Below are 23,638 nucleotides of genomic sequence, written 5' to 3' on the forward strand. Positions count from 1 at the left end.
TATTAACTGCGCATTCCGTTTGGCATTTCGTTCACACAAATCGCTTTACGCTTTTGCTGGAAACACCTTACGGGCGCGCCACGGCAGAACCATGGCGCGCCTTGATACTTTTTATTCCGCCGCGTCCGGAAGTGCCGGCTGCTCGTCACGTGTATCGTCCAACTCAACATTGAGACCGAGCGAACGCATTTCCTTAACGAGAACGTTGAAGCTTTCCGGAATACCGGCTTCAAACGTATCGTCGCCACGAACGATGGCTTCGTAGACCTTGGTACGGCCTGCAACGTCGTCGGACTTGACTGTAAGCATTTCCTGCAGCGTGTAAGCCGCACCATATGCTTCCAGAGCCCAGACCTCCATTTCACCGAAGCGCTGACCACCGAACTGCGCCTTACCACCAAGCGGCTGCTGGGTGACGAGCGAGTAAGGTCCGATAGAACGAGCGTGGATCTTGTCGTCAACCAGATGGTGAAGCTTGAGCATGTAAATGTAGCCCATTGTCACCTGACGGTCGAACGGCTCACCCGTACGTCCATCATACAGTGTCGACTGACCCGAGGTCGCAAGACCTGCATCTGTCAACATCGCATTGATGTCAGCTTCAACCGCACCGTCGAATACCGGCGTTGCGATCGATACGCCGCGCTTCACCTGATTTGCCAGCATGAGGACGGAATCGTCGTCATACGAACGGACAGGTTCATTGCGGTCGTTGTCCGGATAGATGTGCTCCAGAGTATCGCGCAGCGGCTGAATATTTGCCGTCTTGCGATAAACGTCGATCAGCTCACCGATCTTCTTACCCATGCCTGCGCATGCCCAGCCAAGATGTGTTTCCAGAATCTGGCCCACATTCATACGGCTTGGAACACCAAGCGGGTTCAACACGATATCAGCATGCGTACCGTCTTCGAGGAACGGCATGTCTTCGACAGGCAGAATGCGGGAAACCACACCCTTGTTGCCGTGACGGCCAGCCATCTTGTCGCCTGGCTGGATCTTGCGCTTAACAGCAACAAAGACCTTAACCATCTTCATGACGCCTGGAGGCATCTCGTCGCCGCGCTGTACCTTTTCAACCTTATCCATGAAGCGAGCTTCGAGCAGCTTCTTGGATTCGTCGTACTGGCCACGCAGAGCTTCAAGTTCGCCCTGATGCTTTTCGTCTTCGACAGCGAACTGCCACCACTGCGAACGCGGATACTCAGTGATCAGATCACGGGTAATAGTTGTGCCCTTCTTGAACCCCTTAGGGCCTGCAGCAGCAACCTTACCGTCGATCATATCAACGAGACGGCCGTAAACGTTACGGTCGAGAATAGCCTGCTCGTCGTCGCGATCCTTCGCAAGACGTTCGATCTCTTCGCGCTCAATCGCCATTGCACGTTCGTCTTTTTCAACGCCGTGGCGGTTGAATACACGAACTTCAACAATGGTACCGTATGTTCCCGGAGGCATACGCATCGAGGTGTCACGGACGTCAGAAGCCTTTTCACCGAAGATGGCGCGCAGAAGCTTTTCTTCCGGCGTCATTGGGCTTTCGCCCTTCGGTGTGATCTTGCCGACAAGAATGTCGCCAGGATGCACTTCCGCACCGATGTAGACAATACCAGCTTCGTCGAGGTTCTTCAGCGCTTCTTCCGAAACATTCGGAATATCACGAGTGATTTCCTCAGGTCCAAGCTTCGTATCGCGAGCCGCGACTTCAAATTCTTCGATATGGATCGAAGTGAAGACGTCTTCCGAAACGATCTTTTCGGAAAGAAGGATCGAATCTTCGTAGTTGTAGCCGTTCCAAGGCATGAACGCGACGAGCACGTTACGGCCAAGAGCCAGATCACCAAGATCAGTTGACGGACCATCAGCAATGATGTCGCCCTTACCGATTGGATCACCAACGCGTACGAGCGGACGCTGGTTGATACAGGTCGACTGATTCGAACGCTGGAACTTCTGCAGACGATAGATATCAACGCCAGACTTCGACGGATCGAGGTCTTCAGTCGCGCGGATAACGATACGCGTTGCGTCAACCTGATCGACGATACCACCGCGACGAGCGGCAATAGCGGCACCGGAGTCACGCGCAACAACTGCTTCCATACCTGTTCCAACGAACGGTGCTTCTGCACGGACGAGTGGAACAGCCTGACGCTGCATGTTCGAGCCCATGAGAGCGCGGTTCGCATCGTCGTTTTCAAGGAATGGAATAAGCGCTGCTGCAACCGAAACGAGCTGCTTTGGCGAAACGTCCATCAGATCCACGTTTTCACGCGGGGTCATCATCACTTCGCCTGCATGCCGGCAGATGACGAATTCGTCAACGAAGCTGCCATTTGCATCCAGCTCTACGTTTGCCTGAGCAACCGAGTGCTTTGCTTCTTCCATAGCCGAAAGATAGACAACGTCGAGCGTTACCTTGCCATCGACAACTTTACGGTATGGGCTTTCGATGAAGCCATACTTGTTGACGCGGGCAAAGGTTGCGAGCGAGTTGATCAGACCGATATTCGGGCCTTCCGGCGTTTCAATCGGGCAGATACGGCCATAATGCGTTGGATGCACGTCGCGGACTTCGAAGCCAGCGCGCTCACGGGTCAAACCACCAGGTCCAAGAGCCGAAAGACGGCGCTTATGGGTGATTTCCGAAAGCGGGTTGGTCTGATCCATGAACTGCGACAGCTGCGAAGAACCGAAGAATTCACGTACAGCCGCAGCAGCAGGCTTCGCGTTGATCAGATCCTGCGGCATGACCGTGTCGATTTCGATCGAGGACATACGTTCCTTGATCGCACGTTCCATACGCAGAAGACCGACGCGATACTGATTTTCCATCAGCTCGCCGACCGAACGCACACGACGGTTACCGAGGTTATCGATATCGTCGATTTCGCCGCGACCATCACGCAGTTCAACCAGCATCTTGACGACTGCAAGAATGTCTTCCTTGCGCAATACGCGCACGGTGTCTTCTGCATCGAGATCAAGACGCATGTTCATCTTCACGCGACCAACAGCGGAGAGGTCGTAGCGTTCAGAATCGAAGAACAGCGAGTTGAACATAGCCTCAGCCGAGTCCATTGTTGGCGGCTCACCTGGACGCATCACACGATAAATATCGAAAAGAGCTTCCTGACGGCTTTCATTCTTGTCGACTGCTAGTGTGTTACGGATATATGCACCAATATTGACATGATCAATATCGAGTACATTAATCTCCTCTACGCCTGTGTCGAGAAGCGTCTTAAGAACCTTCTCGTCAATTTCGTCACCGGCTTCGAGATAAATCTCACCCGTTGCGTAATTGACAGTATCTTCAGCAAGATACGCGCCAAAGAGATCGTCTTCAGTTGCCTTGATGAACTTCAGGCCCTTTTCAGCAAGCTGCTTCGCAGAGCGAGCGGTCAGCTTCTTACCTGCTTCGAGAACAACTTCACCTGTGTCAGCATCGATAAGATCAGAAATGATCTTCATGCCCTTGAAGCGTTCAACCGAATAAGGAATGCGCCAATTATCACCGTCACGCGAATAGGTGACAGTGTTATAGAACGTCGACAGAATTTCTTCGCCGTCCATGCCAAGCGCCATCAGCAGCGTCGTAGCTGGAAGCTTACGACGACGATCGATACGCGCATAGACCACGTCCTTGGCATCGAACTCGATATCAAGCCATGAACCGCGATAAGGAATAACGCGAGCAGCAAACAAAAGCTTGCCCGAGGAATGCGTCTTACCCTTGTCGTGATCGAAGAACACACCCGGCGAACGGTGCATCTGCGAAACGATAACACGTTCCGTACCATTGACGATGAAGGTGCCGTTGTCTGTCATGAGCGGCATATCGCCCATGTAAACGTCCTGCTCCTTGATGTCCTTGATGGACTTCGCGCCGGTATCTTCATCAATATCGAACACGATCAGACGCAGCGTCACCTTGAGCGGTGCCGAATACGTCAAATCGCGCTGACGGCATTCGTCAACGTCGAATTTTGGTGCATCGAATTCGTAGCGAACGAATTCGAGCATTGAAGAGCCGGAGAAATCCTGAATAGGGAAAACAGACTTGAAAACGGCCTGCAAACCCTCGTCAGAACGCCCACCAGCTGGTTCCTCAACCATGAGAAACTGGTCGTAGGATGCCTTCTGAACCTCAATGAGGTTAGGCATTTCCGCGACCTCGGGAATCTTACCGAAAAATTTGCGTACGCGCTTGCGACCATTGAAAGAATGGGTCTGAGCCATCGTCGCTCCTCGTTCTATAGCCTTGCGGCTTGCTCACGCCTTGCGGCCTTTATCGTGCGCCGCCTTTCGGCGGTCCTTCTAACGCATGCCCCTTCAAATCTTTTGGATTTGAAGAAAGGATCATGCGTAATCTCTGGTATCAGGGCGACCTTTACGTGTCGTTTCCGACACGTGGCGCCCTAACGGGCTAAACCCGTTTCCTGAAAGCCTCAGCCGAGGCCATCAGAAAAAGGGTTCAAAAAGATCAGAACGTCGTAACCAAAATCGCTCTGACTATGATTTGCATAAAGAGAACCTATTTCCGCGCTTTTCGTTTCTTTTCATGCATTTACTCCAGATGCAAGCCCAGAGTTTAATAAGGATTAAACTGGCGGACGTTTCCGTCCGCCAGAATAAAGAACTTACTTAAGTTCAACCTTAGCGCCAGCTGCTTCGAGCTGTGCCTTGATCTTTTCAGCTTCGTCCTTGGAAGCGCCTTCCTTGACAGCCTTAGGAGCTGCTTCAACGAGGTCCTTAGCTTCCTTGAGGCCGAGACCAGTGATCGCGCGAACTTCCTTGATCACGTTGATCTTGTTTGCGCCGCCGTCTGCGAGGACAACGTCAAACTCGGTCTTTTCTTCAGCAGCAGCAGCTGGTGCACCAGCAGCAGCAGCAACAGCTACAGGAGCAGCAGCAGAAACGCCCCACTTTTCTTCGAGAAGCTTCGAAAGCTCAGCAGCTTCGAGAACTGTCAGAGCCGAAAGGTCTTCAACGATCTTTGCGAGATCAGCCATTTTGGTATTTCCTTAGTTTAAGGTTTGAACTGTTTGAAATGAGAAACGGCCTTAAGCCGCCTCGTTCTTCCGGGCGTGCGCACCAATAACGCGAGCGATCTGGCCCGCTGGAGCGCTGGTAAGTACTGCAAGACGCTGAGCTGGGGTTTGGATCATTCCAACCAGCTTTGCGCGCAGTTCGTCGAGCGATGGGAGCGAAGCAAGCGACTTTACGCCATCGGCGTTAAGTGTTGTTGCGCCCATTGAACCACCAAGAATAACGAGCTTGTCGTTAGTCTTAGCGAACTCGACGGCTACTTTCGGTGCAGCAATCGGATCGTCTGCATATGCAACGACCGTCTGACCTACGAATAGGTCTGAAATGCCTTCCGATTCCGTGCCCTGAAGAGCGATTTTGGCAAGGCGGTTTTTCGCGACTTTAACGGTGCCACCAGCGTCACGCATCTTGGAACGAAGATCGCTCATCTGCGCAACAGTGAGACCGGTATAGTGGGCCACGACGACCGAACCGGACTCTTTGAAAGCGCCGTTCAGCCACGCGACAAATTCGCGTTTTTCCGCTCTATCCACTGTGTCTCTCCAGTAGACAGGACCAGTTTGGCCCTGTCGGGTTGCCTTTGCCAGATTTGCCTTACGGCGCATCTGACGTTCGAGGATCCTGTCCCCTTCAGCTTCACCCGCAAAGCGGACTACACTCAAAGGCAACTACGGTTCAAACCTCGCATGCACTTTCGTGCGAAACAGGGTTATTCCACGTCTCATGCAGGCCATATGTTTAAGGACAATCACCGAAAGTAATTATCCGCCTGCAATCTCGGACAGGATAACCGGACTTTCGTCCGGCTATCCGGATCTTGCGATCCGGAATTTGTGCACATTCGACTGCTTGCACAGTCCGGTAGCGCGACCAACCTCCCCTCAGGAGAGGTACAGGCTCCGGCAAACCGGAGCCCAAAAATTAAGCGACGACCTTAACGGTAGCCGGGTCGACCTTAACGCCAACGCCCATGCTCGAAGAGATGGATACGCGCTTAACGTATTCGCCCTTCGCAGCCGAAGGCTTCGCCTTGATGACCGCATCAGCAAAAGCTTTGATGTTTTCTTCGAGCTTCTGATTGTCGAAGGAAACTTTGCCAATGCCAGCGTGGATGATACCAGCCTTTTCGACGCGGAACTCAACTGCGCCGCCCTTAGAAGCGGTAACAGCAGCTGCAACGTCAACAGTCACAGTACCGACCTTAGGGTTTGGCATCATGCCGCGTGGGCCGAGAACCTTACCAAGACGACCAACGAGTGGCATCATGTCTGGTGTCGCAATGCAACGATCGAATTCGATCTTGCCGCCATTAACGATTTCAAACAGGTCTTCTGCACCAACGATATCAGCGCCAGCCTTCTTAGCTTCTTCAGCCTTGTCGCCACGTGCAAAAACTGCAACGCGAACGGTACGGCCAGTGCCGTTTGGAAGGTTGACAACGCCACGAACCATCTGGTCCGCATGACGTGGGTCAACGCCAAGATTCATAGCGATTTCGATGGTTTCATCGAACTTTGCAACAGCGCGTTCCTTAACCAGACCGATTGCATCGGACAGGTCGTAAAGCTTGTTGACGTCAATGCCTTCGCGGATTTTAGCTACACGCTTGGAAATCTTTGCCATCGTCTTAGCCCACCACTTCCAGGCCCATTGAACGGGCAGAACCTTCGACCATACGCATAGCTGCTTCAACATCAGATGCGTTCAGATCTTTCATCTTAGCCAAAGCGATTTCGCGAACCTTTTCGCGCGCAATCGTGCCAGCCTTTTCCTTACCAGGCGCCTTCGAACCGGACTTGAGGTTCGCAGCCTTCTTAAGGAAGTAGGTCACAGGAGGCGTCTTCATCACAAAAGTGAAAGACTTGTCCTGGTAATATGTAATCACGACTGGAACAGGCGAACCCTTTTCCATTTCCTGCGTGGCAGCATTGAATGCCTTACAGAATTCCATGATATTGATGCCGCGCTGACCCAAAGCTGGACCAATCGGAGGCGATGGGGTGGCCGAAGCCGCTGCAACCTGCAGCTTCAACTGGCCTGCAATTTTCTTAGCCATTGCATTCTGCCTTCATATAAATGCTGGGAATCCAGCGTTCTCGATTAATGCCGGAAACCCGGCTCTCGACTGACGTCAGTTAAAACTGACTGGCAGCTCGGTGGTGCGAAATCGGCAACCGGCTAAGCCGCCTATCCTCCCACCATTTTTCGTCACTTACGACGAAAACCCTTGCGGGTAACAATCAGACCTTATCGACCTGACTATATTCAAGATCCACAGGCGTCGCACGCCCGAAGATGGAAACTTCAACCTTGAGGCGCGCTCGCTCTTCGTCAACTTCCTGAACGATACCATTAAACGACGCAAACGGACCATCGGAAACGCGAACATTTTCACCGATCTCGAAGGTAACCGACGTCTTAGGACGCTCAGCACCATCCTGAACCTGATTCAAGATCAGATCGACCTCTTTCTGCGAAACAGGGACCGGCTTTGAATCACCAAGAAAACCAGTAACACGTGGCGTATTCTTAATCAGCGAAAACACAGCATCGGTCAGTGTCGCCCGCACCAGAACATAGCCCGGAAAGAATTTGCGCTCAGCATCAACCTTACGGCCGCGACGAACTTCAACAACCTTTTCGGTCGGCACAACGATCTGCTCAATGAGACCGGAGAGACCCTTCTGGGCAGCTTTCAGCTCGATATCCTCAGCCACCTTCTTTTCGAAGTTGGAATAGGCGTGAACGATGTACCAGCGCGCTGTCATCTCAAAACTCCCCAATCCTGCTTAGCGGCCAAGGCCAAGAATAAGTTCTACGCCATAGGCCATAAGCTGATCGGCAAGAAAAAAGAAAGTAGCAGCCAAAAAAGCCATAACCACAACCATGATTGTGGAGATGATCGTTTCACGCCGTGTCGGCCAGGTCACTTTCGCCGTTTCGGCGCGAACCTGCTGAAAAAAGGTGATCGGATTCGTCTTAGATGCCATCTGTCACTCTACTTGCTTGGTGAACCGCCATTTTTGAAGCTGAAACACGAATCAAAAACAGGAACCCACGCGTATACGGTACGCAAAGCTGAAGATTCAGCCCCACGCACCGCGTGTCTGTTGACGTTACATAGAATCGATTCCCAAAAAAAACAAGCCCAATAGTTAAAAGAATACCATACAGGCTTATCGGAAATCCGATCCATACGAACATCGCTTGCAGCACCATTCAATCGCACCACAGCGACCTCCCCTGCCCGATCATCAAGTCGGAGGAAAGTTATCGATATCTGACTTAGCAGCTCTAAGCAAAAGCGCCCATCAGATCAGTCAGCGAAAACGCAGCATTAAAATACAAAAAACGAGCACTCACAGTCAACCCATGAGTACCCGTTAAATGGCAGGGGCAGCAGGGTTCGAACCCGCGACCTACGGTTTTGGAGACCGTCGCTCTACCAACTGAGCTATACCCCTATTTGGCATTCAAGATGCCAGACCGGCGGCATAACCGCCAATCAAATTCTTTACTCGATGATCGAAGCGACGATGCCTGCACCAACGGTACGGCCACCTTCACGGATAGCGAAGCGAAGCTTGTCTTCCATCGCAATCGGTACGATCAGCGTTACGTCAACGGTTACGTTGTCGCCTGGCATAACCATTTCCACGCCTTCTGGCAGGGTAACAACACCGGTAACGTCCGTTGTACGGAAGTAGAACTGTGGACGGTAGTTGGTGAAGAATGGTGTATGACGGCCACCTTCGTCCTTGGTCAGAATGTATGCTTCTGCCTTGAACTTGGTGTGTGGCTTAACCGAACCTGGCTTGCAGAGAACCTGACCACGCTCAACGTCTTCACGACCAACGCCGCGAACCAGTGCGCCGATGTTGTCACCAGCCTGGCCCTGATCGAGCAACTTGCGGAACATTTCAACGCCGGTAACAGTCGTCTTGCCAGTTGCCTTGATGCCGACGATTTCAACTTCTTCGCCAACCTTGATGATACCGCGCTCAACGCGACCGGTAACAACAGTACCACGACCCGAAATCGAGAACACGTCTTCGATTGGCATCAGGAACGGCTGATCAACAGGACGTTCTGGCGTTGGGATGTAGGTGTCAACAGCGTCCATCAGGTTGCGAATTGCGTCTTCGCCGAGTTCCTTCGAGGAATCTTCGAGAGCTGCAAGAGCCGACCCCTTGATGATTGGCACTTCGTCGCCTGGGAAGTCGTACTTCGAGAGAAGTTCACGAACTTCGAGTTCTACAAGTTCAAGAAGTTCAGCATCGTCAACCTGATCGCACTTGTTCAGGAACACAACGATCGCAGGAACGCCAACCTGACGAGCGAGCAGGATGTGTTCACGGGTCTGTGGCATTGGGCCGTCTGCTGCCGAAACAACGAGGATCGCGCCGTCCATCTGAGCAGCACCGGTGATCATGTTCTTAACATAGTCAGCGTGGCCTGGGCAGTCGACGTGTGCGTAGTGACGTGCAGGGGTTTCATATTCAACGTGTGCTGTCGAAATGGTGATACCACGAGCGCGTTCTTCTGGTGCAGCATCGATCTGGTCGTATGCCTTGAATTCACCAAAGAACTTGGTGATCGCTGCAGTCAGCGAGGTCTTGCCATGGTCAACGTGACCAATGGTGCCGATGTTTACGTGTGGTTTATTACGTTCAAATTTGCTTTTTGCCATCGCCGTTGTTCTCTTTGTTCTAGAACCGCTCGAGCGCCCGCGCAAAAGCCTCTATAGACATTCGCGCCGACATTTATGCCAAAACGGAACGGCGAACCGCCCGTCGATGATACCTTACGCCTATCCGCTCACAAAAACTGGAGCGGGTAACGGGAATCGAACCCGTGTATTCAGCTTGGAAGGCTGCTGCTCTACCATTGAGCTATACCCGCATACTCTAAACCCTGATCCGACAGTGGTGGAGGAAGTTGGATTTGAACCAACGTAGGCTTAGCCAACGGATTTACAGTCCGTCCCCTTTAACCGCTCGGGCATTCCTCCTAATATCACTATCAGCAGAGTCGAGTAACTAGGCATTTTGTACAGAATGTCTGGCTGCCCGTTTGGGCCGTACCGTCGTTCTGCGAGGGGGCTTATGCCGATATGCGTCGCTCCTGTCAACAGGGTAAAAGTGAAAAGAATGCAGAACTTTCCACAGCTTGCACATATTGATCGATAGAAGACGCCCGAGAACCGCACGAAACGGGGATTTCACGCCCTTAGCAAACAATTATTTCTTGTCTTAAATAAAATCGCACATGCTATCTTCCCTGTTGTGGACAGGATATAAGCGCCTCATGAACGATAAAAACTCTTCCCACACTCCAAAAGATTCTCACTATGCACGCCTGCGTCGCGAACATCGCGACCAGAAAGCCGCATCTGAGGGCAAAGCGCCGCACAGACCGCAACGCGCACCGATCCCTGCCGGTCGTATAAGCGAGGGAACAGTCCGTCTTTACGGCCTGCATACCGTACGCGCAGCAGTAGAGAATCCCGCGCGCAAGATTTTGCGTATGCGCGCCACACGCAACGGCTTCGCCCGCCTCGAAATTGGCGAAGCTGAAAATCAGCCCTTCCCTGTTGAAATCGTCGAACCAAAAGAGATCGACAAGGAAACAGGTTCAGATGCCGTGCATCAGGGCGTTATGATTGAAGCAGAACCGCTTCGTCATAAAAAGCTCTCTGAACTGAAAGACAGCCCACTTCTTCTTGTGCTTGATCAGGTTACCGATCCACATAATGTTGGCGCAATCATCCGTTCCGCTGTCGCCTTTGGCGCGGGCGCAATCATCACAACAAGCCGCCACAGCCCGCAAGAAAGCGGTGTTTTGGCAAAAGCGGCATCCGGTGCACTAGAAATAATTCCGCATATCGAAGTGCGTAATCTTGCAGATGCAATCGAAGAGCTTCATTCCCTTGGCTTCATGACGATTGGTCTTGATTCTGAAGGACCAAATGAAATGGAAGCGACGCTGAACAGTCATCGGGTTGCCCTTGTTCTGGGCGCAGAAGGCAAAGGCCTTCGCCAGAAAACCCGCGAAACAGTCACGGCACTGGCGCGTCTCGACATGCCGGGCGAAATCAAATCGCTCAACGTCTCGAACGCCGCTGCAATTTCGCTTTATGCAGCGGAGCGCTACCTGCGCACCCGTCGCTCTGCCTGACGAATCGAAAAAATATAATATCTGGAGCGTTTTTCACGCTCCAGATTATGAATTAAGCGGTTGCGATATAGCTGCGAATATCTTCAGCTTCTTGCTCAACATCCTCTATACGCCGTTTGACGACGTCACCGATTGAAATGATTCCCGCAAGTTTGCCGTTTTCTTCAACGGGCATATGGCGGAACCGGTTATTCGTCATAATTTCCATCACTTGATTAATCGTGTGATGCTCACGGCATACCTGCACTTGTGCCGTCATGAAATCCGAAACCGGCCGCTTCCATATTTCCGCATCCATCGTCGCCATTGCACGAACCACATCGCGTTCGGAAAGAATGCCCTTGATATGGCCTTCCGCGTCGCAGGCAACAATTGCGCCGATTTTATATTGGGCAAGAATGGCAATGGCATGTGCAAGCGTATCATCTGGCCTGATGACAACAACTTCCCTGCCCTTTGTTTCAAGAATCGATCTAACAGTCATGCCAAAGTCCCTCCCAAGGTTCAGCAATCCAATCAGCAGCAGTACTGCATGATTCTAACTCAGCTCCTCCAGCTGTGTTCCTATAATGGTGCGCTTTGATGCGCCGCTTTGCAAGCGTGCGAAATAGGGAGAATTAACTTCTGCGACGGATAACAGCGTCGTAACTGCGTGGCTTATCCAGCAAAGCAATACCGAAAAAACCCGCAACGAATCCGCCAATATGCGCTTCCCATGCGATCCCCGAGATATCCGCGCCGCCTGTCGAATAAAGGCCTGTGACAATATTGATCAGGAACCAGACGCCAACAAAGGTCAGCACGGGCTTCAACGTCAATGTGAGACCAATCGGCAAAACGGGCCCTGCAAATTCAGATTTGCGTCCATGACCTACTCGGCGAAAGCCGTAACGTGCAGCAGCACCCATCATGCCCGAAATAGCACCAGAAGCACCGACAAGTGGCGTCACGCTCTCAGGATAGATCGCATAATGCGTAAGTCCGGCGACCACAGAAGTAAGAATCCAGAAGATAATCATCCGTCCGGTGCCGATGCGGCCTGCAAGCGGAGAACCGAAAGCCGCAAACCAGATCATGTTCACTGCGATATGCGCCAATCCGCCATGCATAAAAGAATAGCTGATGAGCGTGAACAGGGCTGCCGGATCAGTGAAACCACCAGCGAGAGAGAACCGCGCAGGAATGAGTGCGAAGTTCAGCATGAAGGCATAGTTCTGCTGCTCGCTGATAATATAGTTCTGATAGATATAAACGCCGGCGCAAATGGCCATCAATGCCAGCACGACGCCTGGTATGTTGAATATCGGCTCTCCTCCACGAGAGGAGTGCGAATTTTCCCGCATATCAGGCTGAGGTATGCTCATGAACCGCCGCTTTCCAGCTAAAAATCTTCCGAATAATGATTCTAGATAAGTGACAATTCGTTAAAAATAAAGGCCGCCGGATTGAACCGTACGGCCTTGTCGCAAATGTTGAAGCATCGCGAGACGGAATCTGGAGATCAGGAAAAAGCCAACCAAGACAATGACTTCTTCTGATGCCCTATCAAAGCGTTATCATAGATTCTTTGCAACCATTACTTCCTGTTAACCTTAACAGACATCCCTCGTGGATGAAGAAAGGGTTAAGCTGGCATCCCTGTCGTTAATACTATTTTAATGCGCTGAGCGATGGGCAAAGCCCGCAAACCCAGACGAGCAATAAGCAGCGCAAGATGAAAAACCGCAGCACGATCGCAATTTTCAGCGAATGGCAGCGACTGGCACTCAGCCAGAGCGGTAGCCTTCAAGCGCCCTCACGCGAATCTATTCAGCCACGCAAACTCGGACGGCATTTGTCTGATCTGTTCTTTCTGGAAGAAGATGAAACAGGGCAGCTGATCTTTCGTCTCGCAGGCACACGAATCTGTACCTTGTTCGGGCGTGAACTTAAAACGACGCATTTTCTTGGTCTCTGGCCAGAGCGGAATCGCCCTGCCCTTCATGAGTTGACGCGAAACATCAATGAATTTCTGGTTCCAGCCTTAAGCCACAATGACGGCATTAGTCTTTCGGGGCGCAGTCTGTCATTTGAAATGCTTCTGGCACCGCTTTCAATCAGCGATGATGGCAGGTTGAACCTGCTTGGCAGCATCTCCGTGCTGAATGATATCGCATGGGCCGGTGCGGATCCAATCGTGCTCGGCAATCTCAACCGAATCGAACCGCTGGCGCCTGATCTGCTTGTTGAACAAGAGGAGCATAAGTCCTCTGCTATCACGATGACCGCGACCAACGGACGGCAACGCTGGGCAACGCCTGTGCCGAGCCGTAATATGCCACAGCTGCGCGTGATCACCGGCGGCAAAGCCTGAACTGGCGCAAATCAAAAGGTAAACGCGCACTAAGGTTACGGATTCGCAAATAGCACTTCAGGCCCTTTTGGGCATCAAAAGGCCATAAATCACGCTAATATTAGCTGAAATGCGCTATTTCTGAACAAAACCTTGCTGCGTTCAGTTCAGTTTTATTCAAATTAGATTCGCATTTTCGCTTCTGAATTTTCCCACTCTCAAAGTCTTGCACGCATTCTTGTTTCCAACAGGGAGACAAAAGAATGACAAAGCAGACAATCATCGCAGTCCTGATGCTGATGCTGGGAACTGCCTTTGCACAAGCTGCAAACCCCGCGTCCAAATCGCATTGGATGCCGACCGGCGAACGCACGTCGCAGCCGATTGGCCACTATGAATTTTGTGAGCGTCATCCTGCTGAATGCAGCATATCAAGTAAGAATAGCGCGCCACTGACGCTCAATCAGCAAGTCTGGCAGGAAATCATCACGATCAACGCCAACATCAACGAACGAATCGCTCCGCGCACAGACATGGAAGTCTGGGGCCACGAAGAATATTGGGAATATCCAACGACTGCCGGTGATTGCGATGACTATATGCTGCTCAAGCGCCGCGAACTGATTGCACTCGGTATTCCGGCTAACACATTACTCATGACCGTTGTGCGCCAGCCCAATGGTGAAGGCCATGCGGTTCTGACGATTCGCACAGACCGCGGCGATTTCATTCTCGACAATATGGATCAGCGGGTGCGGCTCTGGAATGACACCGATTACACCTACCTCAAACGCCAGTCGACAACGAACACCGGCGTATGGGTGTCCATTAAAGATGGTAGCGATACTTTCGTCAGCAGCATTCGCAACTAGTCCTGCTGAAATACCCCTGTGAAAAATGGAAGGGTGTCACTCCCCTTCCTTTTTATGCCGGTTCCAGACCACGCATAAAGGACTGGCCTTTTTCAACATAATGCTTTGCAGATAGCTTCAGTTTTTCGACCGCCGCAAAGTCAAGCTCCCGGATAAAGCGCGCTGGCGAACCAACAATCAGCGAGTTATCTGGAAATTCTTTGCCTTCGGTCACAAGTGCACCCGCACCGATAAGGCAATTATTACCGATCTTCGCACCGTTCAGAATAATTGCCCCCATCCCGATCAGCGTATTATTGCCAATAGTGCAGCCGTGCAGAATCGCACGATGGCCAATTGTACAACCTTCGCCAATGCTCAGAGGAAATCCAATATCGGTGTGCATAATGGTATGTTCCTGCACATTGGTATTCGCGCCAACCGTAATCGGTTCATTGTCGCCGCGCAGAACGGAACCAAACCAGAAGCCAGCATTCTCACCAACGAGAACTTTACCAATCAGCGTTGCGTCCGGCGCAATCCAGTTGCTGGCACGGTCTGCAAAATCTGGCTTATGGCCGTTATACACGTAGATTGGCATCAGCTTCCCTCCATTGCGATATTTCACAGCAGAATGCGCTATTTATCCCAAGAACGGAATGCGAATTTCAATAAAAAACGCCCTCTCTGCAAGGCAGAAAGGGCGTCTAATCTAATTGCAAAAAATCTCAGAGATCGACGTCGAGAATAGCCATCGAGAAATTATAGGAGAGTTCGCCTTCGTCTTCATCCTTATAGACAAGACCCAGGAACTCATCATCCAGATAGACTTCAGCGGAATCGTCCTTACGTGGACGCGCCTTAATCTGAAGGCCAGGATTGTTAAAAGTCCGCTTGAAATAAGCGTCGAGTTTCTTGAGTTCTTCGGGTTTCAACCGGCTTCTCCTGATATTGAATTAAGGCCGGTGTAATGCACCCGGCATTGTTTGATGTAAAGCACTAACGCACGCGCGAATGAACGCATGCACCGTTAGTTGGAATAGCTTTTCAGACATATAGTCCGCTCTGGCTAAAAAGCCAGAAGCAGTCAGTTTTATGATATTCTGGAACGAATAGGCCTATATGCCTTCGCCATACATATGTTCGCCAAATGCGGCTTCGCCGAGCATCTGGTCCATCACGCGAGACGGCTCAGAACATCCACTCTCGCCGACAACCTTTGCAGGAACACCCGCAACCGTCGCATTGTTCGGCACTGGCTTGAGTACAACAGAACCGGCGGCAATCTTGGAGCAGTGACCAACTTCGATATTGCCAAGAATCTTCGCGCCAGCACCAATCAGAACGCCGTGGCGAATCTTTGGATGGCGATCACCGCTGGCCTTACCTGTACCACCGAGTGTCACGCCATGTAGAATCGACACATTGTCTTCGATGACAGCTGTTTCGCCAACCACAAGCCCGGTCGCATGATCAAGGAAAAGGCCGCTGCCAAATTGTGCGGCAGGATGAATGTCGGTCTGGAAAATTGATGATGAGCGGCTTTGCAGATAATAAGCAAAGTCTTTTCGGCCTTCCTTATAAAGCCAATGCGCCAGACGATGCGTCTGGATGGCGTGGAATCCCTTCAAATAAAGAATGGGATCCATGAAACGGCTATAGGCCGGATCGCGATCATAAAAAGCCTGAATATCTACCCGTACGATATGCGACCAATCAGGAGTTGCCTCGAACATCGCATCAAATGTCTGACGCAAAATATCAGCGCTTAAGTCAGCATGTCCAAGACGTTCTGCGATGCGATGCATAACCGCATCTTCCAACGTCGTCTGGTTGAGTATCGTCGCGTAAAGGAACGTTCCAAGCACGGGATCATTCTTGGCAGCTTCCTCCGCTTCAGCGCGGATGGAATGCCAAATCGGATCTACCTGTCCCAACGAAGGGGACAATTTTGCGTTCGAACGAACGGACATTATGCATACTCCAATTTTGCTTATCGCAGACACTGAGCACTCCCGTTGCTCTGTGCCTGCACCGCAATGCGCGTTCAGCCGTTAACATATCTCAAAATGCTGCGCGTTGACACTGCGTAAATCTCGTTGATGCTTTGGTCGAAACTCAGAGACGGTTCTCTTCGAGAAACGCCAGAACGCCTTTCTTATAGACCTTATCGCCTACCGCCAACATGTGATCACGATCAGGTATGTCAAGCGCCTGTCCATTTGGCAGCATATCGGCCAGTTCCTGTGCACTGCCCGCTATATCGTCAGTCGTACCGACAGCGACAAGAACGGGCTGCATGATGCGCGCAATTGCCTCGGGCGAAACCAGTTCCTTGGACGTAATCACGCAAGCCGCAAGTGCAATGCGATCACTCTTGGTCTGATCAGCAAATTTGCGGAACATCAATCCACGCGGATGCGTGATAGTCGATGGATCTTCTGAAAGAAGTGCCTCACCAATTGGTTCCCAATCACCAGCACCCGTAACCATGCCTATACCGAGGCCACCGAAAACAGCGCTATGCACACGCTCAGGATGCTCAACGGCTAAAAACGCGGTGATACGCGCGCCCATTGAATAACCCATGACATGCGCTTTTTCGATGCCAAGATGATCAAGCAACGCAGCCGCATCTCTCGCCATAGCGCTCGGTGTATAATCAGCGGCATCATGACTCTTGGCAGAAAAGCCGTGGCCACGATTATCAATCGCGATCACGCGATAACCAGCTTCGGTTAGCGTGCGAAACCAACCCGGCGAAACCCAGTTAACCAGACTGGATGATGCAAAACCATGAATAAGCAGGATCGGGTCGCCCTCGCCATCCTGACGATAAGCCAGACGCAAACCATCATGTTCGAAATATTCGATGTCGAGCGCGCTCAATTTTTATTCCTTTTGAATTTCAGATGCGGGTTTTATGAGAGAGCTAGTTACGGCAGTCGCCGCAGATCGCTTTATGGATTGCCCTGTCACCACGCTTGATACCGGTTCGTTTAACAGTCCCGGCCAGAAGTTCAACCACATAGGCCGCCGGTCCCTGCGAAGAAATAATATCTTCCGAAAAAGGAACTGCGTTTTCGTGGATCGCGGATACATGGCCGGTATCGTCGAGAAACACCATATCAAGCGGCGACGGTGTGTTCTGCATCCACATCATCACATCGCGCATCTGACCAAAAACAAAAAGCATTGCCCGATCTTTTGGGAAGTCAGTGCGCCACATTAATCCACGCATACGCGCTTCATCAGTGTCAGCAATTTCCAATGCAAAAGATGCTTTACCGCCGGAGGTAACGAAAGTCAGTGGCTCTTTATCCAAAGGCAGCAGCATGGGTTTGGTTTCCTGCGCCTGTGCAGAAGCCGCAAAGAACAGAAAAGCGAATGCGAAAAGAATGCGGCTCATGAAGTGCTCTTGCCCTGCATCTTGGCGCTCATCCCCGAATGTCAGGAAATGAACAATGATGGAATTGAGCTGGGGACAATATCAATGAGGTGGTGGCATCACAAGAGCCACTCACAGCCTTGTTACATCATGAGATGCTGTAAGATCAGTGGGAGAAAGGAATCGCTGTTCCAATATCCGGATGGATTTCGGCAGCCATCAGGCCTTTGTCACCGTCGCCAAAGCGGATCAGGACAACCTGACCGGGACGCAATTCCATCATTCCGAAACGACGCAGCGTTTCCATATGGATGAAAATATCTTCGGTGCCCTCGCCGCGCGTCAAGAAGCCAAAGCCTTTGGTGCGGTTGAACCACTTAACGATCACGCGTTCCAGACCGCTCGATGGCGTCACAGTCACATGTGTACGCTGTGGTGGCATCTGTGCAGGGTGCACGGCCGTTGATGTATCCATGGAAAGAACGCGGAAGCATTGCATACCACGATCACCATTGCGCACTTCACAGACGATCCGGGCGCCTTCAAGCGCTGTCTGAAAGCCATCGCGGCGCAATGTTGTGACGTGAAGCATAACATCAGTAAAGCCCGGCTGATCTGGAACGATAAAGCCGTAGCCTTTTGCAACGTCGAACCATTTGATATGGCCCGAGAGTTCAACGAGTTCGCCAATCTCTTCTGAGGAGGCCTGACTGCGAAACTGGTCATTTGACACAGATTTGTCTGCCATGCGCTCGTCCCTCCTCTTTTGTTCCGTTGCGATTCTGACGTGATTCTTGCCCAAAGAATAACACTTCCTTAACCGTAGGCGGCAAGCCCTATCTTTTGTTCAATTGAAGATGACCACAGGCTTTATGCGCTGATCGTTAATTCCTAAATTTCTCAAACAAAAACGGCCTGCCGAAAACATAACGCAGCGCGGGCATTCGACAACTTGTTACTTGCGTTTTTATGCTGGCCACTTATCCAAGTTAACAGCTCTTTCAAGCGGGCACGAGAAACGTACTGAACCATTCTTTCGGGAAAGCGTTGAGTTTGTGACCCGCCTATCTGCAAAACAGGAGAAGACAATGCGCTATCTGCACACCATGGTTCGCGTTCGCGATATTGATGAATCGCTGGACTTTTATGTGAACAAGTTCGGCCTCGAAGAAATTCGGCGGACCGAAAATGAAAAAGGCCGCTTCACACTTATTTTCCTTGCAGCTCCAGCGGACAAGGAAAAAGCCACGGCAGAACGCGCTCCAGAGCTGGAACTAACCTATAACTGGGATCCTGAAACCTATACGGGTGGCCGTAATTTCGGTCATCTCGCCTATGCAGTCGATAATATCTACGAAGCCTGTCAGAAGCTGAAAGACGCAGGTGTTACCATCAACCGTCCGCCGCGTGACGGTCACATGGCATTTATCAAATCACCAGATGGCATTTCAATTGAACTGATCCAGAAGGGTGAGCGTCTGGCTCCGCAGGAGCCTTGGGCTTCCGCCGAAAACATCGGCAGCTGGTAAAAATAAAGCCCGGTCTCGCGACCGGGCTTTTTTCTATTATTCAGTGCCCTGAATGGCTGCAAGCAACCAATCACCACCGTCAACGCGGGTAAACGTCCAGACTTCGACGCTTTCCACTGGCTCATCCGGGTTGCCTTCAACGACCGCACCCGTGTTGCGATCAAGCATAACATCGATTGCCGAGTAGCGGATAGCGACAGTCGCATAATCGACATTGCCTTCGCGCCATGCTTCGGAAACATCGCCCTGAAGCAACTTCACGTCCTTCACTTCATTGCGCATACCGCTCGAAGCGATTTCGCCGAGTTCTTCTGCGAGATACGACATGGCTTCCGGTGTTGCGAGCTTACGCAGCGCCGCATAATCCTCACGGCCATAAGCGGTCTGGATTTCAGAAAGCATCTGCTCAAAACGATCAAGCTCTTCCTGACCCACATCCATTGGCTCTTCTTCAACAACAGGCGCAACTGGAGCGTCAGCCTGCTTGTTGGCAAACGGATTAACCGAAGGCGTGCGGCTTGCAGTGTTTGACTTCGGTGCAGCAGTCTTTGCAAAACCAAAGACCTGCGAAGCATTAAAGGGTTGAGCACCTGCATTGCCTGCGCCCGCGGCTGCCGTCTGACGACGATTTGCAATCATACGCATAACGAACATCGCAATCAGAGCGATGACCGCAACCTGCAAGAGAAGGCCGAACATACCGGCCATGCCGCCAAGGCCGTTACCCAGCAGCATGCCAATCAGACCGCCAACAAGAAGACCACCGAGCATCGAACGTCCAAAATTGCCGAACATTCCGCCCGAACGTGCGGCTGTATTTTGCGTGCCAGCGGCAGCTCCCGGACGATTGGTCTGTTGTGCACCTGTATTTGGCGTCATCGAACGCTCAACAGGTGCTGCATTGTTCGGTGCAGTCCGTGTTGGTGCAGGCGCCTGATAAGTACGCGCACCACGGCTACCAAAACCGCCCCCGCCTGCACGGCGAGCCTCGGCGAAATCGACAGCGGCAAAAGAGGCGATAAGCCCAAGGACCATTGCAGCGGTCAGTTTGGTCAGGCGGTTTCCGGAACCCGGCATAAGTATCTCCCAATAGAGTCATCACAGATTATTTTATTCCGTGATCATATGGGAATTCACCCCCCACTTTCACAAGAGCGTGAAGACAAAAAAGTTGAGAAAATTCAAACAGGCACAGCCGCATCCAGAATCTGTATCTGAGGCGTGACAGAACCGTTCCAGTGATTGAGCGACAGATTACCAACTATGTGTACGCTTTGACCAATATTATTGAACAAAAACCGCCCCAGATCGCCTTCAGCAGCACGAAACGCAATCGCATTCACACGCTTTCCATCGGCTCCACGCAAGACAACACGGACATGATCACGCCCGACTGTTCGTACATCAGCGAGAACGTGATGTGGCAGCGCCAGAACCGGCTGCGGATGCGCAGAGCCAAAAGGCCCTGCCTTCTGCAAAGATTCGTAAAGTGCGACTGTTGCACCTGATGCAGCCACCGCACCATCAATCGAAAGACTCTGATTTTCACGCAAACGCGCGACAGTATCAGCCGATTCTTCTTCAAGATATGCCCGCAGCGCGCCAAGCTTGGAACGCTCAATGGTGATACCAGCAGCCATCGCATGACCGCCACCTTTCACAAGCAATCCGCGTTCCATCGCGCCGCGCACAAGCTTGCCAAGATCAAGCCCGGAAATTGAGCGTCCCGAGCCGGAACCAATACCGTTGGCATTAAATGAGATAGCAAAAGCAGGGCGACGCGCTTTTTCTTTGAGCCGTGAGGCCAGAAGCCCGACAATACCCGGATGCCAGCGATCACTTGCCGTCACGATCACAGATGCGCCAGCTCCACCCGAAAGCTCCAGCGAGGCTTCTGCTTCTGCTTCAATCAGCATTTCGGCTTCCATCGCCTGCCGCTCCTGATTGAGCCGGTCAAGCTCAACCGCAATCGGATCAGCGGCAGTGGAATCATCCAGTGTCAACAAGCGAGCACCTAAGCCCGCATCACCAATGCGGCCACCGGCATTGATACGCGGGCCAATCAGATAACCGAGGTGGAAAACATTAAGCGGTTCGCCAATACGTGCAACGCGCCCCAGCGCTGCAAGTCCGGCATTGCTCTGGCTACGCGCAACGAGCAAACCTTTGACCACAAACGCGCGGTTTACACCTTTGAGCGGCACCACGTCGCAAACGGTTGCAAGTGCGACCAGATCAAGCAGCGAAAGCAGATCAGGCCCTGCCCCTTTGCCCCGCTCCCGCAGAATTTTTGTCACCTGAACAAGCGTCAGAAAAACAACGCCCGCGGCACATAGATGCTCTTGCTGCGAAATATCGTCTTCACGATTCGGATTGACGATTGCCACAGCATCGTCGGGCAGATCGCCGCCGACCTGATGGTGATCAAGCACGACAACATCAGCGCCCGCTTCTTTTGCAGCCGTAATCGATGGCGCGCTGTTGGTGCCGCAGTCTACCGTCACGATAAGCGATGCGCCCTTTGCGACCAGCTCACGCATGGCATCAGGGTTCGGGCCATAACCCTCAAAAATACGATCCGGAATGTAGATCGAATGCGTAATGCCGTAATGCTTGAGAAAACGCGCCATCAACGCAGATGAACATGCGCCATCCACATCATAGTCACCAAAAATCGCAACGGTTTCGCGACGCATAATGGCATCTGCAATCCGGTTTGCGGCTTTATCCATATCGGTCAGCATAGCCGGATCGGGCATCAGATTGCGCAGGCTAGGATCAATAAATTCCGGCGCACCCTCAACACTCACACCACGCCCCGCCAACACCCGCGAAACAAGATCAGAAATGCCGTGATGCTGCGCAATCGCAAGCGCTGTATTGGCCTCACGCGGGCCGAGCCGGTCCATCCATTTCTGGCCGGTGACAGATTTACGGATACCGAGAAAATAGCGTTCTGTTGTCATGGTTTCTTAAAGACACAAAAGGCGGCATTTTTGCAATGCCGCCGTTGGATCATAAGTCGGGAACCAGAAGAGATTTCGGTTATGGCGTACCGAAAATGGTGGAGTTCGAGAACCGGAGCGGAATGTACTAAAGGGTACATGAGCACCGGAAGCGTAGAAAAACACCATTTGCAGGCAGCCAGAGCCTAAATATCGATAGTTCTGTTAGAATTTAGACAGATCCTGGTGCCTCGCCTTAATTTCACGAACGGTCTGCGAGCTTGAACGCATAACGATTGTATGAGTTTGGATATAATCTCGTGCGAACTTAACGCCTGAAAGCATATTGCCATCCGTCACGCCGGTTGCAGCAAACAGGACGTCTCCCTTGGCCATTTCTTCCATCGTGTAGATTTTCTTCGGGTCCGAAATACCCATCTTGGCAGCGCGAGCGATCTTCTCATCCGAATTAAGCTGCAAGCGTCCCTGCATCTGACCACCAATGCAGCGCAAAGCCGCCGCAGCCAGCACACCTTCCGGCGCACCACCGATACCGATATAAATATCAATGCCGGTTTCGTCCGGATTGGTCGTGTGCATCACACCCGCAACGTCGCCATCACCGATCAAACGAATGGAAGCACCGGTTGCGCGTACTTCTTCAATAAGACGAGCATGACGCGGACGATCCATAATGCAGGCCGTGATTTCATGAGGCTGCACACCTTTTGCTTTCGCAATAGCATGGATATTATGAGTGGCTGTCGCGTCAAGATCGACAACGCCTTTCGGATAGCCCGGACCGACAGCAATCTTTTCCATGTAAACGTCGGGCGCATAGAGCAGATTGCCCTTCTCAGCGATAGCGATCACCGCCAACGAGTTCGGCAGGTTCTTTGCGCAGATCGTGGTGCCTTCCAGCGGATCTAGCGCAATATCGACATCCGGCCCCTGCTTAGTGCCAACTTCTTCGCCAATATAAAGCATCGGCGCTTCATCGCGTTCGCCTTCGCCAATCACGACTGTTCCGGCAATCGGCAGACGATTGAGTTCCTGACGCATGGCATCAACAGCGGCCTGATCAGCAGCCATCTCATCGCCACGTCCGCGCAGACGCGCAGCTGCAACCGCTGCTCGTTCGGCAACGCGAACCAGCTCAAGCGTCAAAATGCGATCAAGTCCCTGCGCTGGTCGTTGCGGTTGCTGTTCTGAAGTCTTGGCCATGTGAACAAAGTCCTGAATTCATATGAAATGTGTGTTTCGCCATCTATAGCGACATTGAGCAAATGGTTTGTCAAAGTCCCTGCCGACCTGCAAGAGAAAGAGCGGCAAAAACATTTTCCGCTCTAACTCTTAATCGATTT

Annotated in this window: 23 protein-coding genes and 3 tRNA genes; 4 read left to right on the top strand and 22 right to left on the bottom strand. The window is 51.9% G+C overall.

The window, feature by feature from the left end; translation table 11 throughout:
* Positions 1-111 precede the first annotated feature (111 nt).
* The 11 genes from rpoB to U2P60_RS16160 all read right to left on the bottom strand — a co-directional run bounded on the left by rpoB (position 112) and on the right by U2P60_RS16160 (position 10,063).
* Entirely contained in the window at positions 112-4,242 is a 4,131-nt protein-coding gene (rpoB, locus tag U2P60_RS16110) for a DNA-directed RNA polymerase subunit beta (RefSeq protein ID WP_313826633.1), read from the bottom strand.
* A 401-nt stretch (positions 4,243-4,643) separates the two neighbouring features.
* On the bottom strand, positions 4,644-5,015 hold the full coding sequence (gene rplL / locus U2P60_RS16115) for a 50S ribosomal protein L7/L12 (protein WP_250044721.1): 372 nt from the start codon (positions 5,013-5,015) through the stop codon (positions 4,644-4,646).
* A gap of 51 nt (positions 5,016-5,066) precedes the next feature.
* Positions 5,067-5,585, bottom strand: a complete 519-nt coding sequence (gene rplJ, locus U2P60_RS16120) for a 50S ribosomal protein L10 (protein WP_250044736.1) — start codon at positions 5,583-5,585, stop codon at positions 5,067-5,069.
* A gap of 388 nt (positions 5,586-5,973) precedes the next feature.
* Positions 5,974-6,675, bottom strand: a complete 702-nt coding sequence (gene rplA / locus U2P60_RS16125; RefSeq protein WP_413573340.1) for a 50S ribosomal protein L1 — start codon at positions 6,673-6,675, stop codon at positions 5,974-5,976.
* Between the two features lie 4 nt (positions 6,676-6,679).
* Positions 6,680-7,108 (bottom strand): 50S ribosomal protein L11, encoded by a 429-nt coding sequence (gene rplK, locus U2P60_RS16130; protein WP_313826635.1) that lies wholly within the window; start codon positions 7,106-7,108, stop codon positions 6,680-6,682.
* A gap of 184 nt (positions 7,109-7,292) precedes the next feature.
* Entirely contained in the window at positions 7,293-7,820 is a 528-nt protein-coding gene (nusG, locus tag U2P60_RS16135; protein ID WP_313826636.1) for a transcription termination/antitermination protein NusG, read from the bottom strand.
* 21 nt (positions 7,821-7,841) lie between these two features.
* On the bottom strand, positions 7,842-8,042 hold the full coding sequence (gene secE / locus U2P60_RS16140; protein ID WP_250044717.1) for a preprotein translocase subunit SecE: 201 nt from the start codon (positions 8,040-8,042) through the stop codon (positions 7,842-7,844).
* 398 nt (positions 8,043-8,440) lie between these two features.
* Positions 8,441-8,516, bottom strand: a tRNA-Trp gene (locus U2P60_RS16145).
* A 50-nt stretch (positions 8,517-8,566) separates the two neighbouring features.
* Positions 8,567-9,742, bottom strand: a complete 1,176-nt coding sequence (gene tuf / locus U2P60_RS16150) for an elongation factor Tu (RefSeq protein WP_310009957.1) — start codon at positions 9,740-9,742, stop codon at positions 8,567-8,569.
* Between the two features lie 138 nt (positions 9,743-9,880).
* Positions 9,881-9,954 (bottom strand) — tRNA-Gly (locus U2P60_RS16155).
* A gap of 24 nt (positions 9,955-9,978) precedes the next feature.
* Positions 9,979-10,063, bottom strand: a tRNA-Tyr gene (locus U2P60_RS16160).
* 296 nt (positions 10,064-10,359) lie between these two features.
* Here U2P60_RS16160 and rlmB point away from each other — a divergent pair.
* Complete coding sequence (gene rlmB / locus U2P60_RS16165) at positions 10,360-11,229, top strand: 23S rRNA (guanosine(2251)-2'-O)-methyltransferase RlmB (protein ID WP_413573341.1); 870 nt, start codon at positions 10,360-10,362, stop codon at positions 11,227-11,229.
* Between the two features lie 52 nt (positions 11,230-11,281).
* Here the strand turns inward: rlmB and U2P60_RS16170 are convergent, their stop codons facing one another.
* Entirely contained in the window at positions 11,282-11,713 is a 432-nt protein-coding gene (locus tag U2P60_RS16170; protein WP_313826638.1) for a CBS domain-containing protein, read from the bottom strand.
* 133 nt (positions 11,714-11,846) lie between these two features.
* Positions 11,847-12,593, bottom strand: coding sequence for a rhomboid family intramembrane serine protease (locus tag U2P60_RS16175; protein ID WP_413573342.1), 747 nt, complete (start codon positions 12,591-12,593; stop codon positions 11,847-11,849).
* A gap of 350 nt (positions 12,594-12,943) precedes the next feature.
* On the opposite strand from U2P60_RS16175, the gene U2P60_RS16180 reads away from it, so the two are divergent.
* On the top strand, positions 12,944-13,582 hold the full coding sequence (locus U2P60_RS16180; protein WP_413573343.1) for a PAS domain-containing protein: 639 nt from the start codon (positions 12,944-12,946) through the stop codon (positions 13,580-13,582).
* 242 nt (positions 13,583-13,824) lie between these two features.
* Entirely contained in the window at positions 13,825-14,433 is a 609-nt protein-coding gene (locus tag U2P60_RS16185; RefSeq protein WP_413573344.1) for a transglutaminase-like cysteine peptidase, read from the top strand.
* A 52-nt stretch (positions 14,434-14,485) separates the two neighbouring features.
* Here the strand turns inward: U2P60_RS16185 and U2P60_RS16190 are convergent, their stop codons facing one another.
* From U2P60_RS16190 to U2P60_RS16215, 6 genes are all read right to left on the bottom strand, one after another.
* Entirely contained in the window at positions 14,486-15,013 is a 528-nt protein-coding gene (locus U2P60_RS16190) for a gamma carbonic anhydrase family protein (protein ID WP_413573345.1), read from the bottom strand.
* A gap of 127 nt (positions 15,014-15,140) precedes the next feature.
* Positions 15,141-15,347 carry a DUF3126 family protein gene (locus U2P60_RS16195; protein ID WP_095446832.1) on the bottom strand — a complete coding sequence of 69 codons (207 nt, stop codon included), beginning with the start codon at positions 15,345-15,347 and terminating at the stop codon, positions 15,141-15,143.
* 183 nt (positions 15,348-15,530) lie between these two features.
* Complete coding sequence (gene cysE / locus U2P60_RS16200) at positions 15,531-16,385, bottom strand: serine O-acetyltransferase (protein ID WP_413573346.1); 855 nt, start codon at positions 16,383-16,385, stop codon at positions 15,531-15,533.
* A gap of 145 nt (positions 16,386-16,530) precedes the next feature.
* Positions 16,531-17,301 (bottom strand): alpha/beta fold hydrolase, encoded by a 771-nt coding sequence (locus U2P60_RS16205; RefSeq protein WP_413573347.1) that lies wholly within the window; start codon positions 17,299-17,301, stop codon positions 16,531-16,533.
* A gap of 43 nt (positions 17,302-17,344) precedes the next feature.
* Positions 17,345-17,821 carry a DUF192 domain-containing protein gene (locus U2P60_RS16210; protein WP_413573348.1) on the bottom strand — a complete coding sequence of 159 codons (477 nt, stop codon included), beginning with the start codon at positions 17,819-17,821 and terminating at the stop codon, positions 17,345-17,347.
* A 145-nt stretch (positions 17,822-17,966) separates the two neighbouring features.
* Positions 17,967-18,548: a cold-shock protein gene (locus U2P60_RS16215; protein ID WP_313826645.1), complete on the bottom strand. Its 582-nt coding sequence runs from the start codon at positions 18,546-18,548 to the stop codon at positions 17,967-17,969.
* A 340-nt stretch (positions 18,549-18,888) separates the two neighbouring features.
* Here U2P60_RS16215 and gloA point away from each other — a divergent pair, with 340 nt between their 5' ends.
* Complete coding sequence (gloA, locus tag U2P60_RS16220) at positions 18,889-19,329, top strand: lactoylglutathione lyase (RefSeq protein ID WP_413573349.1); 441 nt, start codon at positions 18,889-18,891, stop codon at positions 19,327-19,329.
* 36 nt (positions 19,330-19,365) lie between these two features.
* On the opposite strand, the gene U2P60_RS16225 is transcribed toward gloA, so the two are convergent.
* The 3 genes from U2P60_RS16225 to glpX form a co-directional block, all read right to left on the bottom strand.
* Positions 19,366-20,406: a Tim44 domain-containing protein gene (locus U2P60_RS16225; protein ID WP_413573350.1), complete on the bottom strand. Its 1,041-nt coding sequence runs from the start codon at positions 20,404-20,406 to the stop codon at positions 19,366-19,368.
* 104 nt (positions 20,407-20,510) lie between these two features.
* On the bottom strand, positions 20,511-22,295 hold the full coding sequence (recJ, locus tag U2P60_RS16230; RefSeq protein ID WP_413573351.1) for a single-stranded-DNA-specific exonuclease RecJ: 1,785 nt from the start codon (positions 22,293-22,295) through the stop codon (positions 20,511-20,513).
* Between the two features lie 204 nt (positions 22,296-22,499).
* On the bottom strand, positions 22,500-23,498 hold the full coding sequence (glpX, locus tag U2P60_RS16235) for a class II fructose-bisphosphatase (protein WP_413573352.1): 999 nt from the start codon (positions 23,496-23,498) through the stop codon (positions 22,500-22,502).
* Positions 23,499-23,638: the final 140 nt, after the last annotated feature.

Origin of the sequence: Brucella sp. H1_1004 (genome assembly GCF_047308065.1) — a bacterium.
Lineage (GTDB): Bacteria > Pseudomonadota > Alphaproteobacteria > Rhizobiales > Rhizobiaceae > Brucella > Brucella pseudogrignonensis_B.

Bases quoted from the DNA above. Each gene is read 5' to 3' on its own strand.
- cysE (WP_413573346.1), bottom strand. From the start codon at position 16,385: ATGTCCGTTCGTTCGAACGCAAAATTGTCCCCTTCGTTGGGACAGGTA.
- rplA (WP_413573340.1), bottom strand. From the start codon at position 6,675: ATGGCAAAGATTTCCAAGCGTGTAGCTAAAATCCGCGAAGGCATTGAC.
- rplL (WP_250044721.1), bottom strand. From the start codon at position 5,015: ATGGCTGATCTCGCAAAGATCGTTGAAGACCTTTCGGCTCTGACAGTT.
- glpX (WP_413573352.1), bottom strand. From the start codon at position 23,498: ATGGCCAAGACTTCAGAACAGCAACCGCAACGACCAGCGCAGGGACTT.
- recJ (WP_413573351.1), bottom strand. From the start codon at position 22,295: ATGACAACAGAACGCTATTTTCTCGGTATCCGTAAATCTGTCACCGGC.
- tuf (WP_310009957.1), bottom strand. From the start codon at position 9,742: ATGGCAAAAAGCAAATTTGAACGTAATAAACCACACGTAAACATCGGC.
- U2P60_RS16225 (WP_413573350.1), bottom strand. From the start codon at position 20,406: ATGCCGGGTTCCGGAAACCGCCTGACCAAACTGACCGCTGCAATGGTC.
- U2P60_RS16180 (WP_413573343.1), top strand. From the start codon at position 12,944: ATGAAAAACCGCAGCACGATCGCAATTTTCAGCGAATGGCAGCGACTG.
- U2P60_RS16190 (WP_413573345.1), bottom strand. From the start codon at position 15,013: ATGCCAATCTACGTGTATAACGGCCATAAGCCAGATTTTGCAGACCGT.
- U2P60_RS16170 (WP_313826638.1), bottom strand. From the start codon at position 11,713: ATGACTGTTAGATCGATTCTTGAAACAAAGGGCAGGGAAGTTGTTGTC.
- nusG (WP_313826636.1), bottom strand. From the start codon at position 7,820: ATGACAGCGCGCTGGTACATCGTTCACGCCTATTCCAACTTCGAAAAG.
- rplK (WP_313826635.1), bottom strand. From the start codon at position 7,108: ATGGCTAAGAAAATTGCAGGCCAGTTGAAGCTGCAGGTTGCAGCGGCT.
- secE (WP_250044717.1), bottom strand. From the start codon at position 8,042: ATGGCATCTAAGACGAATCCGATCACCTTTTTTCAGCAGGTTCGCGCC.
- rpoB (WP_313826633.1), bottom strand. From the start codon at position 4,242: ATGGCTCAGACCCATTCTTTCAATGGTCGCAAGCGCGTACGCAAATTT.
- gloA (WP_413573349.1), top strand. From the start codon at position 18,889: ATGCGCTATCTGCACACCATGGTTCGCGTTCGCGATATTGATGAATCG.
- U2P60_RS16175 (WP_413573342.1), bottom strand. From the start codon at position 12,593: ATGAGCATACCTCAGCCTGATATGCGGGAAAATTCGCACTCCTCTCGT.
- U2P60_RS16185 (WP_413573344.1), top strand. From the start codon at position 13,825: ATGACAAAGCAGACAATCATCGCAGTCCTGATGCTGATGCTGGGAACT.
- U2P60_RS16215 (WP_313826645.1), bottom strand. From the start codon at position 18,548: ATGGCAGACAAATCTGTGTCAAATGACCAGTTTCGCAGTCAGGCCTCC.
- rlmB (WP_413573341.1), top strand. From the start codon at position 10,360: ATGAACGATAAAAACTCTTCCCACACTCCAAAAGATTCTCACTATGCA.
- U2P60_RS16210 (WP_413573348.1), bottom strand. From the start codon at position 17,821: ATGAGCCGCATTCTTTTCGCATTCGCTTTTCTGTTCTTTGCGGCTTCT.